The following is an 11875-nucleotide window of genomic DNA, read 5'->3' as shown; positions in this document are numbered from 1 at the left end:
TATTTCTATTATTAGTATAGCAAAGTATAGGATAATTGCTATCAAGAAAAACAAAAAAGGGGTTATTCTAAAGGGCTAGTTTGACCTTTAGAATAACCTCCGTAACTAATTAAGATGTCGGTAAAGCAGCCATAACACTACGAACAGACTCAACTGATTTAGCTAATGCTGCTTTCTCATCGTCTGTTAAATCTAGTTCGATGATTTTTTCAATTCCATCTCCACCTAAGATCGTCGGAACACCTACATATAGGTCCTCGTAACCATACTCACCTTCTAAGTAAGCAATTGTAGGAATTACACGTTTCTTATCTTTAATGATCGCCTCAACCATCTGAGTTAGAGATGCAGCAGGTGCATAGTATGCACTTCCATTTCCAAGAAGGCCTACGATTTCACCGCCTCCTTTACGAGTACGCTCAACGATCGCATCTAAGCGATCTTGTGGAATTAGCTTTTCAAGTGGAACTCCACCTGCAGCCGAATAACGGATAAGTGGTACCATATCATCGCCGTGTCCACCAAGAACAAAACCAGTAATATCTTCAACAGAAAGGTTAAGCTCTTGAGCAACAAACGTACGGAATCTTGCTGTATCTAGTACACCAGATTGACCAATGACACGATTTTTAGTGAATCCAGATTCCTTAAATACCGTATATGTCATTGCGTCTGCTGGATTTGTTAAAACGATAATATAGCAGTTTGGAGAATATTTCACAACCTCTTTTGTGACTGCTTTCATTATACCTGCATTTGTGTTAACTAAATCATCACGGCTCATGCCTGGCTTACGTGCAATCCCTGCAGTTATGACAACCACATCAGAATCTTTCGTATCTTCGTAGTTAGAAGTGCCAATGATATTGGAATCAATTCCAGCTACTGGTGTTGATTCAAGCATATCTAATGCTTTTCCTTTTGTTGGACCTTCCATTTGAGGAATATCTAAAAGAACAACATCGCCTAACTCTTTCTGTGCAACCATTAGAGCAGTTGTAGCTCCTGTGAAACCTCCACCGATCACAGAAATCTTTCTACGTTTAATTGCCATAACATATCACTCCCGGATTATAATAGCTTACAATTTAAATTATTACCCAAAGGCTGAAAGAACCAACCTTTGGGTATATATAACTATTACAGGTTTTTAATTAATTCCTCTGCAAATCCTGAGCAAGATACTTCAGTTGCTCCGTCCATTAGACGTGCAAAATCGTATGTTACAACTTTACTTGCAATTGTTTTATCCATAGAACCCATGATAAGGTCTGCCGCTTCGAACCAACCTAAGTGACGAAGCAATAACTCACCTGAAAGAAGTACAGATGATGGGTTTACTTTATCAAGACCAGCATATTTCGGTGCAGTACCATGAGTAGCTTCAAAAATTGCATGTCCTGAGTCGTAGTTAATGTTTGCTCCTGGAGCAATTCCAATTCCACCAACTTGTGCTGCAAGTGCATCAGAAATGTAGTCACCATTTAGGTTCATTGTTGCTACAACATCAAACTCTTTTGGACGTGTTAAGATCTGTTGTAAGAAGATATCAGCAATTGAATCTTTTACAATGATTTTTCCAGCAGCTTCTGCTTCTTGTTGAGCTTTGTTTGCAGCTTCCTTGCCTTCTGTTTCTACGATTTTATCGTATTGAGCCCATGTAAATACTTTGTCTCCGAATTCGCGCTCAGCCACTTCATAACCCCAGTTTTTGAATGCCCCTTCAGTAAACTTCATGATATTTCCTTTGTGTACAAGTGTTACACTCTTACGACCTTCATCAAGAGCATACTGAATCGCCGCACGAACTAGTCGGTCTGTTCCTTCTTGAGATACAGGCTTAATACCAATACCAGAAGTTTCAGGGAAACGGATTTTTGTAGCTCCCATTTCGTTTTGTAAGAACTCGATAAGCTTCTTAACTTCATCAGAACCTTCTTTATACTCAATTCCAGCATAAATATCTTCTGAATTTTCACGGAAGATAACCATATCAGTATCTTCAGGACGTTTTACAGGTGAAGGAACACCTTGGAAATAACGTACTGGACGAAGACAAACATATAAATCAAGTTCTTGACGTAGTGCAACGTTTAAAGAGCGGATACCGCCACCGATTGGTGTAGTTAAAGGTCCTTTAATAGCAATCATATATTCACGTACTGCATCTAGTGTTGCTTCCGGAAGCCACTCACCTGTTTGATTATATGCTTTTTCACCAGCAAGAATTTCTTTCCACTCAATTTTCTTCTCACCATTGTATGCTTTTTCAACTGCGGCATCTAATACACGAGAAGCAGCAGCCCAAATATCAGGTCCAATTCCATCTCCTTCTATGTAAGGTACAATTGGGTTGTTTGGTACATCAAGTACTCCGTTGTTTACTTTAATTACTTCACCGTTTGACATGCTTAATTACCTCCTAATTATTCAAAAAAGTATAAAATATTACTTCCTCTATATGTTGCTATTCTTTTTACCAAATGTCAATCTATGTACAGGGAGGAACAGCCTCCCAGAGTACGCTATTAACGCTGTTCAATTGGAATATAGGTTTGTTTATTCGGTCCAATATATTCAGCACGCGGACGAATTAGTCTGTTATTGCTATACTGTTCTAAAATGTGCGCTAACCATCCAGATGTACGGCTAACCGCAAAGATCGGTGTAAATAAATCATGCTTGATCCCTAAACTATGATAGACACTAGCCGAATAGAAATCTACATTCGGAAGTAGCCCTTTTTCACTCGTTACCATTTCATTAATCTTCTTAGACATTTCATACCACTTTGTCTCACCTGTTATTTCAGTTAATCGCTTAGACATCTCACGTAAATGCTTCGCACGTGGATCTCCATCTTTATAAACTCGGTGACCAAAGCCCATGATTTTTTCTTTGTTATCTAACGCCTTGCGGATATATGGTTCCACATTTTCTACACTGCCAATTTCTGACAACATGTTCATTACGGCTTCATTAGCACCACCGTGCAGGGGACCTTTTAATGCTCCAATTGCTGCTGTAATACCAGAGTATACATCAGAAAGAGTTGCTACACAGACACGTGCAGTAAACGTTGAAGCATTTAACTCATGGTCAGCATGTAGCACTAACGCTTTATTAAATGCATTCACTGCAATTTCGTCTGGCTCATTACCAGTTAACATGTAAAGAAAGTTCGCAGCAAAACCTAGATCTTTACGTGGAGTCACTGGCTCTAATCCCTCGCGCAATCTTGAAAACGCTGTCACTATTGTTGGGATTTGCGCTTGAATCTTGATTGCCTTACGACGGTTTGCAGCCTCATCCATTACATCTGCTTCTTCATCAAATAATGCCAGACTTGAAATTGCTGTACGAAGGGCAGCCATTGGGTGGACCTTGTCAATTGGATATGCCTTCATTTGGTCAATTATCTGTTTTGGTATTTCAGCATGGTTGGCAAGCTCCTGAGTAAAATGACTAAGTTCATTTGCTTTTGGTAATGACCCATTCCAAAGAAGGTATATAACCTCTTCAAAACTCGCATTATCTGCTAAATCATCAATATCATATCCTTGGTAAGTAAGGACACTTTCAATGATGGAGCTAACACTTGATTGCGTTGCTACAATACCTTCTAGACCACGAGTTGTACTCACGTTAACCTCTCCTTTTCTCTAATATCATAAACTTCCTCTAACTAGTTAGTGCTTACACTCCCTATGAAGAGAGAAAGCTACGCTATGTAAGAAGGATGCTCACAAGTTCCATTATAACGATTTATTACACTTTTGTGAACGTTTTCGTGAAAAGTAATTAATAAATTCTAAATCTATAACCTGTGCCATTATTGTGATTCTTTAAAAGGAGCTTTCACTCATCCTCCAAGATGAGTGAAAAACTGGACAATTTTCATTGCAAGATAAGCTATTCCTGCCCCAATTAGTGGTCCAACTGCAACCCCATTAAATAAGGCAACAGCTAAAATCGTACCAAAGACTAAAGCAGTCGTTATATGTGGATCATTTTTTAATAAATCAATGCCGCTCGCAGCAATAATAGCAACTAAGATTCCTGCACCTAGTGCAATCCAAGCATATGACGACTTTACAGCTTCTCCTAATTGCTTAAAACCTATTTCACCTGTGACAATTGGCGTTAATACCGCAATTGTAATAATTGTGACTCCTATATTTATTCCCTTTTGCTGAAAAAGAGGGAATAATTTATCACCCAGTCCTATCCATTTAATAACTAGTAAAAATAGAACCGCTACAATTAGAGATTGATTTTTTGCGACAACTGCCACAAGTAACAAAATCAACATAAAAACGGATGCTTGTGAGAACAAGTAACGACCCTTCTTCCTCACTCACAGAATACTGCAAGTGCACTTCATAGCAGTTTAATTTTATCATAATATTACTAATTCAGCTACTTTTCTAACTTCCTATCAAAAATAACTATTGATCCATTACCTTCTTGTCATTATAACGAAATTTCCATTTTTTATCATTTTATTAAACAATTTTAATAAGAAGCCTTTAGCAATCGTTCGAGTTGCAGGAATCAATAAAAAGAATCCAATAGCGTCAGTAATAAACCCTGGAGTTAATAAAACAACCCCACCTACTAAAATACAAATTCCATCTAGAATAACACCGCTTGGCAATTGCCCTTGCTGCGTTTGAAGCTGTGCAAGTCTCAATGCTTGTAACCCTTCTTTTTTTGCAAGCCAAGCACCTAGTAGGCCTGTTGCAATGATCAACAATATCGTAGGCCAAACCCCAAGGACATTCCCAGATAAAATTAAAACGGCAATTTCAAGGGCAGGTACAATAATAATTAACAATAATAATAATCGAAACATTCTCTGCTCCTTCCTAATTTCAATCAACCATTGACGAAATCAGCTTTTATACGTAAAGAGGAGAAGGGAACTCCCTTCTCCTCACCTTAAATTATAGTACACTCGTGTGACCTCTGTAAATGTCGCCTCGAGCACTATCTACCGTGATTTCTTCACCGTCTGTGAATAGCTCTAGAGCACCTTGAACCCCTACGATAACTGGCGTGCTTAGGTTTAATCCTACAACAGCTGCATGGGAAGTTAAACCACCTTCTTCAGTAATAACAGCTGCCGCTTTTTCAAAAGCAGGGATCATATCTTTATCTGTGCTAAACGTAACAAGGATAGACCCTTGTTTTGTTTTTTCATTCGCTTCTTCAGCAGAACGAGCAGTGACTACACGACCAGCAGCTGAACGACGTCCAATTCCTTGACCCTTAGCAATCACTTCGCCAATGACATGAACTTTCATAATATTCGTTGTACCTGACTCCCCTACAGGGACACCTGCTGTAATAACAACAAGATCACCTTGTTTAATTGATCCTGATTCGATCGCTGTTCCAATTGTTGAATCAAACATTTCATCTGTTGATGACGCTTCCTTGCCTTGAATTGGTGTCACGCCCCAAACTAGGTTTAATTTACGAATTACTTTAGGGTCACTCGCAACTGCTACAATTGGCGATTTGGGACGATACTTTGATACAATACGTGCCGTATGACCACTTTCTGTAGCAGACAAGATCACCGATGCAGATAAGTTAAAAGCTGTATGAGCAACAGACTGGCCAATTGCACTCGTAATTGTAGTCGTTTCCTCTTTTGTTTTCTTACGAAGCATTGAAGCATAATTCAATGCTTGTTCTGTACGGGTGGCAATATTATGCATTGTCTGTACAGACTCAACAGGATAATCACCAGCTGCCGTTTCACCAGAAAGCATGATCGCATCTGTTCCATCAAAAATTGCGTTTGCAACATCACTTGCTTCTGCTCGAGTTGGTCTAGGGTTACGTTGCATCGAATCAAGCATTTGAGTCGCTGTAATAACTGGTTTAGCAACAGCATTACACTTTTTAATTAGTACTTTTTGAACAAGTGGTACTTCTTCTGCAGGGATTTCTACACCAAGGTCACCTCGAGCTACCATTAACCCATCAGAAACTTCTAAGATCTCATCAATGTTATCTACCCCTTCTTGATTCTCAATCTTAGGGATGATATGGATTTCTTCTCCACCATTATTCTCAAGAAGCTCACGAATCTCTAGAACATCCGTTGCTCTACGAACAAATGAAGCCGCAATAAAGTCTACTCCTTGTTCAATACCAAATTTAATATCATCAGCATCCTTATCGGTAATCCCTGGAAGATTCACACTTACATTCGGTACATTTACCCCTTTTTTGTTTTTCAACGTTCCGCTGTTTAATACTTTAGTAATAAGTTCCCCATCACCGATTTCTGTTACTTCAAGTCCAATTAAACCATCATCCAGTAAAATTTTCGATCCAGGTTGAACATCGTTAATTAGACCAGGATATGAAACGGAGATTTTCTTGTTGTTTCCGACAACTTCAGTCATTGACACAACCAGTTCGTCTCCAGCAACTAAATCCGCTACGCCCCCTTCTAACGTTTGAGTACGAATTTCAGGTCCTTTCGTATCAAGCAAAATAGCAACCGTTTTTCCTGTTTTCTCTGCAGCTTCGCGGATGCTACGGATTCTTGCTCCATGTTCTTCAAAGTCACCGTGTGAAAAGTTTAATCGTGCTACATTCATACCTGCTTCAATTAAAGCCTCAAGTTTTTCAATAGATTCGCTTGCTGGACCAATAGTACATACAATTTTAGTTTTACGCATATTATCCTCCTACTTGCTCATATATTTTTTATTTACTTATAAATGTTTGATTACCATACATCCATTTATGGAAACTACTCACAGAGATGTATGGTACTAGTCTAAATACCAAGTGTTTTAAATCGACAATTGTTGAGATAGCTTGTACATTTCCATATCGATCGAATGCTTACGAGCTAATGCCTCATCTATATCATGATAAACAAGCTCGTTTTTCTCTATACCAACAGTTACTCCAGCTTTTCCTTCTAAAAGTAGGTCAACAGCTTTTGCACCTAACCTGCTAGCTAGAACACGGTCAAATCCTGAAGGTGAACCTCCACGTTGAATATGCCCTAATACTGTAACTCTAGTTTCTAAATTGATTTCTTCTTTAATTCGATTTCCAAAATCAAAACCGCTGCCTACACCTTCTGCAACAATAATGATACTATGTTTTTTTCCACGCTCTTGTCCACGCTTTAAACGAGAGATAATATCTGACATTTCATAATCTGCTTCTGGAACGATGATTGTTTCCGCACCATCAGCAAGACCTGACCATAGAGCAAGGTCGCCTGCATGACGTCCCATAACTTCGATTACATATGTACGCTCATGTGATGTAGCTGTATCACGGATTTTATCAATCGCATCAATAACTGTATTTAATGCTGTGTCAAAGCCAATTGTAAAATCTGTTCCAGGAATGTCATTATCAATCGTTCCTGGTACACCAATTGTCGGAAAACCGTGTTCGGTTAACTTCTGAGCGCCTCGGTACGAACCATCTCCACCGATAACAACAAGTCCTTCAATCCCAAACTTCTTCAACTGTTCAATTCCTTTTTTCTGACCTTCAAGCGTCTTGAATTCTTCACAGCGAGCCGTGTATAGTACTGTTCCCCCACGGTGGATTATATCACCTACAGACCCTAATTCCATTTTCTTAATCTCTCCATTTATTAACCCAGCGTATCCGTAAGAGATGCCGTATACTTCTAAGCCATGAAAAATGGCTTTACGCACAACTGCACGAATAGCAGCGTTCATTCCTGGAGAATCTCCACCGCTTGTTAAGACTCCTATTCTTTTCATTTCGTCTCCTCCTCAAACTCTGTAATAAAAATATATTAAAAAGTTCAATGCTAATAGCATGTGTACTTTTAGCCTCAATATAATTATGCAGTTAAGCATTTCCCATTTTTAAAAATACCACTTTAGCGAATTGAATACAATACAGTTAATTCCAACACAAAAAGTGCTTTCACAAAAGTAGAAAGCACTTATCCTTTATTTACAGCGATGGTATCGCTTACATGCGTAAATTGTCCAATTTTTTTATATTTTTCATAACGTTGTTCAACGAGCTCATCTTCTGTCAACTTAGAGAGTTGCGAAATAGATTCTGTTAAAACAGCATCAATAGCTTCACTTTGTTCTGCAAGGTCTCTGTGAGCTCCTCCCTTTACTTCACGAACAATTTCCTCAATGATACCAAGTTCCTTTAAGTCTGGAGCAGTAATTTTCATTGATTCGGCAGCCTTTTTTGCAAGAGAAGCATCTTTCCACAACAAGGCCGCTGCTCCCTCAGGAGAAATAACTGAATAAGTTGAATTTTCGAGCATGTGTAAATGATTGCCCACTCCAAGTGCAAGAGCACCGCCACTTCCACCTTCACCAATTACGATGCAAACAACAGGGACCGTTAAACCTGCCATCTCGAGTAAGTTTCTAGCAATGGCCTCGCTTTGTCCTCTTTCTTCCGCTGCTTTCCCTGGATACGCACCTTTTGTATCAATAAAACAAATGATTGGCCTTTTAAACTTCTCTGCTTGTTTCATCAAACGAAGTGCTTTTCGATATCCTTCTGGGTGAGGCATACCAAAATTACGGTGGATATTCTCTTTTGTATCCTTCCCGCGTTGATGACCAATTACAGTAACGGGACGCCCTTTATATTTCGCTATGCCACCTACAATAGCAGCGTCATCACCATATAGGCGGTCTCCATGCATTTCTAGAAAATCAGTAAATAACTCTCCAATATAATCAAGAGTCGTAGGACGTTCACTGTGCCTAGCAATTTGAACACGTTCCCACGGCTGTAAATTTCCATATATATCACGTTCAAGTTGTTGTAAGCGCTTTTCAAGTTTTGTTATTTCATCAGTTAAGTCAATTTCTTTTTCTTCCGTAAATGTTCGAAGTTCAGAAATCTTATTTTTTAATTCTACAATTGGTTTTTCAAATCCTAATTCACTTGCCATGCTAAGACACCTCCTTTATGAAGCATGAATATCCAATATTGTTGTTAGTAATTCTTTCATTTCAAGACGAGACACAACACGATCTAATTGACCATGCTTCAAAAGAAATTCAGCCGTCTGAAAGTCTTCTGGCAACTCTTGACGAATGGTTTGTTCGATAATACGACGACCCGCAAAACCGATTAACGCTTTTGGTTCAGCAAAATTATAATCTCCTAAGGAAGCAAAACTTGCAGAGACCCCTCCCGTTGTTGGATGAGTCATAATCGAAATAAATAATCCTCCTTGACGACTTAGCTTCTCTAGGGCTGCACTTGTCTTTGCCATTTGCATTAAACTTAAGACGCCTTCTTGCATTCTCGCTCCACCTGAAGCAGAAAAGAGAATAAAGGGAACACCCATTTCGATAGAATGCTCTACGGCTCTTGTAATCTTTTCTCCGACTACAGAACCCATACTCCCCATTCTGAACCTAGAGTCCATAACAGCCATTACTGCTCCGTAACCATTTATGGTTCCTTTCCCAGTAACGATGGCCTCATTTAAATCCGTTTTTTTACGGTCTGCTTCTAACTTTTCCTCATACGTTGGGAAATTAAGCGGGTTTTCCCCGATCATATTTTTATCAAATTCCACAAATGTCCCTTCATCAAACAAACTTTCAAACCGCTCGTACGCAGTCATTCGATGATGATGTCCACACGAGTCACAAACATATAAGTTTTTCTTTAATTCTTTTGTGTACATAATTGTTCTACATGACGGACACTTTGTCATAAGACCTTCTGGAACTTCTTGTTTCGCTCGTTCTGAAGGGATTGTTGCGTATCTTTTCTTTTTCTTCAAAAAATCCTTAAGCATTTTTCCACCTCATTCGCCTAAGCTAACTATTAATTCAGGATATGGTTCTGTCTCCGTAAATAGTACAAGCTAAAAACGACTATTTTCTAAATGGCGTCTCATCGCCTCTGTCGCTCTTTGTTGATCGCGACTTTTTAAAGCATGATAGACTTCCTCATGCTCATTAAGGGAGACGAGCATCCGTCCTTCCCTTTTTAATGAGCGCTCAATCGCAACTTTATTATATTCAACAAGTGAGACCCACAGATTAAGGAGTAACCGATTATGACTAGCCTCGACGATTGTCTTATGAAATAAATAGTCTTCTTCAACTGGTAAGTCTCCATGGGACCATTCTTCTTTCGCCTGGTTAACCAACTTTTCCAATTGATTAACAGCCTCATCAGTAATCCGTTCGCAAGCTAATTTAAGTGCTTCAAGCTCTACTATTCGTCTTGTTTCTGTCAAATCCTTCCTTGCATTTTCATCTTTAAGAAGAAACGATAAGAGAATTTCTACAAGCCGATAGCTACCAAAAGCCTTTATGTAGGTTCCTTCACCACGTCTTGTTTCTATTAAATCTAATAATTCAAGAGCCCTTAACGCCTCACGAACAGAGGAGCGACCGACATCAAGACGGTCGCTCAATTCTCTTTCCGATGGTAACTTGTCCCCACTTGCCAATTGATCTTCATTAATAATGTTATTGATTTGCTTAATGACTTCTAAATAGACTTTCGGTTGTTCCGATGACATTTGTCACCCTCACCTCAGTTATAAACATATTATTTATTTTTCATCCCCGATAATGGCAAGTTTTCTTGTTTTTTCAGCTATTTTTTCTGGATCAACCTGTTTTCTAGCAACACCTGTTTCCATCGCTGTTTTAGCAACTGCTGCTGCAACTGCTGGTGCAACACGTGGATCAAATGGAGCTGGTATAACATAGTCAGGTGATAGATCTGCTTCAGCTATTAAGTCAGCAATAGCATAAACAGCTGCAACCTTCATCTCTTCGTTAATATGCGTAGCTCTTACATCCAGTGCACCGCGGAAGATACCAGGAAATGCTAATACGTTATTGACTTGATTTGGAAAATCTGAACGACCTGTTCCTATTACACTGGCACCTGCTGCTCTTGCTTCTTCCGGCATAATTTCTGGAACCGGATTAGCCATTGCAAAAATGATAGGATTTTCATTCATGCTCTCGATCATTTCTTTTGTTAAAGCACCGGCAACAGAAACGCCAATAAACACATCCGTACCTTTAATAACGTCAGCTAAATTCCCTTCAAGTCTGTCAGGGTTTGTATTTTTTGCAACCTCAGCTTTCATATCATTCATCCCGTACGTGCGGCCTTCAAAGATAGCTCCCTTTGAGTCACACAAAATGATATCACGAACACCCATACGCTGCATAAGCTTAATAATTGCAATTCCAGCTGAACCTGCTCCATTTGCAACAACTTTTATTTCAGATAACTTTTTCCCAGAAATCTTTAGTGCATTAATTAAACCAGCTAAAGTAACAATCGCAGTACCATGTTGGTCATCATGAAAAACTGGGATATTTGTTTCTTTCTTTAGTCTTTCTTCAATTTCAAAACATTCTGGTGCTGCAATATCTTCTAAATTAACCCCGCCAAAAGTTGGCTCCATTAGTTTAACAGTTTCAATAATTTTCTCAACATCATTTGTCCGTAAGCAGATTGGAAATGCATCTACCCCAGCAAATGATTTAAATAATACAGCTTTTCCTTCCATTACAGGTAAAGAGGCTTCTGGACCAATATTTCCAAGTCCTAGTACGGCTGTCCCGTTACTAACAACAGCAACCATGTTGCCTTTCATCGTATACTCATAAACTGTTTCAATATCTTCGAAAATCTCTTTACAAGGTTCAGCTACCCCCGGAGAATACGCCAAACTTAAATCTTTAGCGTTTCTAACAGCGACTTTTGTTTTTGATTCCAGTTTCCCTTGGTTAACACGATGCATATGTAAGGCTTCTTCTCTTGTGGTTGCCACAACGACACTCTCCTTCTTCTTTCTAGATAATTGTAAGATCTTTTACTGGTCAGA

The 11875-nt window shown here is 39.0% G+C and carries 11 protein-coding genes; all 11 read right to left on the bottom strand.

Annotated elements, in window-relative coordinates; translation table 11 throughout:
* Positions 1-109 precede the first annotated feature (109 nt).
* On the bottom strand, positions 110-1054 hold the full coding sequence (mdh, locus tag AC1FXP_RS08980) for a malate dehydrogenase (protein WP_480060501.1): 945 nt from the start codon (positions 1052-1054) through the stop codon (positions 110-112).
* An 86-nt stretch (positions 1055-1140) separates the two neighbouring features.
* Positions 1141-2409, bottom strand: a complete 1269-nt coding sequence (gene icd / locus AC1FXP_RS08975; RefSeq protein WP_480060499.1) for an NADP-dependent isocitrate dehydrogenase — start codon at positions 2407-2409, stop codon at positions 1141-1143.
* A 119-nt stretch (positions 2410-2528) separates the two neighbouring features.
* The gene (gene citZ / locus AC1FXP_RS08970; protein ID WP_480060497.1) at positions 2529-3644 is read right to left on the bottom strand and encodes a citrate synthase; all 1116 of its coding nucleotides are present in this window, start codon (positions 3642-3644) and stop codon (positions 2529-2531) included.
* Positions 3645-3862: 218 nt separating this feature from the next.
* The gene (locus AC1FXP_RS08965; RefSeq protein WP_480060495.1) at positions 3863-4336 is read right to left on the bottom strand and encodes a DUF441 domain-containing protein; all 474 of its coding nucleotides are present in this window, start codon (positions 4334-4336) and stop codon (positions 3863-3865) included.
* 123 nt (positions 4337-4459) lie between these two features.
* On the bottom strand, positions 4460-4855 hold the full coding sequence (locus AC1FXP_RS08960) for an FxsA family protein (RefSeq protein ID WP_480060493.1): 396 nt from the start codon (positions 4853-4855) through the stop codon (positions 4460-4462).
* Between the two features lie 91 nt (positions 4856-4946).
* On the bottom strand, positions 4947-6701 hold the full coding sequence (pyk, locus tag AC1FXP_RS08955; RefSeq protein ID WP_480060491.1) for a pyruvate kinase: 1755 nt from the start codon (positions 6699-6701) through the stop codon (positions 4947-4949).
* A 117-nt stretch (positions 6702-6818) separates the two neighbouring features.
* Complete coding sequence (pfkA, locus tag AC1FXP_RS08950) at positions 6819-7778, bottom strand: 6-phosphofructokinase (protein ID WP_480060489.1); 960 nt, start codon at positions 7776-7778, stop codon at positions 6819-6821.
* Positions 7779-7966: 188 nt separating this feature from the next.
* Positions 7967-8950, bottom strand: coding sequence for an acetyl-CoA carboxylase carboxyl transferase subunit alpha (gene accA / locus AC1FXP_RS08945; RefSeq protein ID WP_480060487.1), 984 nt, complete (start codon positions 8948-8950; stop codon positions 7967-7969).
* 15 nt (positions 8951-8965) lie between these two features.
* Positions 8966-9811, bottom strand: coding sequence for an acetyl-CoA carboxylase, carboxyltransferase subunit beta (gene accD / locus AC1FXP_RS08940; RefSeq protein ID WP_480060485.1), 846 nt, complete (start codon positions 9809-9811; stop codon positions 8966-8968).
* Positions 9812-9880: 69 nt separating this feature from the next.
* Entirely contained in the window at positions 9881-10546 is a 666-nt protein-coding gene (locus AC1FXP_RS08935; RefSeq protein ID WP_480060483.1) for a FadR/GntR family transcriptional regulator, read from the bottom strand.
* Positions 10547-10579: 33 nt separating this feature from the next.
* Positions 10580-11791, bottom strand: a complete 1212-nt coding sequence (gene ystJ, locus AC1FXP_RS08930) for an NADP-dependent malic enzyme (RefSeq protein ID WP_480060972.1) — start codon at positions 11789-11791, stop codon at positions 10580-10582.
* Positions 11792-11875 lie beyond the last annotated feature (84 nt).

This window comes from Halalkalibacter sp. HAAS-P013, assembly GCF_056619925.1.
Note: the sequence above shows the minus strand (reverse complement) of the source record. Positions and strands in the feature narration are given on the sequence as shown.

Coding starts and splice junctions, on each gene's coding strand:
- ystJ (WP_480060972.1), bottom strand. CDS start 11,791: ATGCATCGTGTTAACCAAGGGAAACTGGAATCAAAAACAAAAGTCGCT.
- AC1FXP_RS08935 (WP_480060483.1), bottom strand. CDS start 10,546: ATGTCATCGGAACAACCGAAAGTCTATTTAGAAGTCATTAAGCAAATC.
- AC1FXP_RS08960 (WP_480060493.1), bottom strand. CDS start 4,855: ATGTTTCGATTATTATTATTGTTAATTATTATTGTACCTGCCCTTGAA.
- icd (WP_480060499.1), bottom strand. CDS start 2,409: ATGTCAAACGGTGAAGTAATTAAAGTAAACAACGGAGTACTTGATGTA.
- pfkA (WP_480060489.1), bottom strand. CDS start 7,778: ATGAAAAGAATAGGAGTCTTAACAAGCGGTGGAGATTCTCCAGGAATG.
- accD (WP_480060485.1), bottom strand. CDS start 9,811: ATGCTTAAGGATTTTTTGAAGAAAAAGAAAAGATACGCAACAATCCCT.
- pyk (WP_480060491.1), bottom strand. CDS start 6,701: ATGCGTAAAACTAAAATTGTATGTACTATTGGTCCAGCAAGCGAATCT.
- accA (WP_480060487.1), bottom strand. CDS start 8,950: ATGGCAAGTGAATTAGGATTTGAAAAACCAATTGTAGAATTAAAAAAT.
- mdh (WP_480060501.1), bottom strand. CDS start 1,054: ATGGCAATTAAACGTAGAAAGATTTCTGTGATCGGTGGAGGTTTCACA.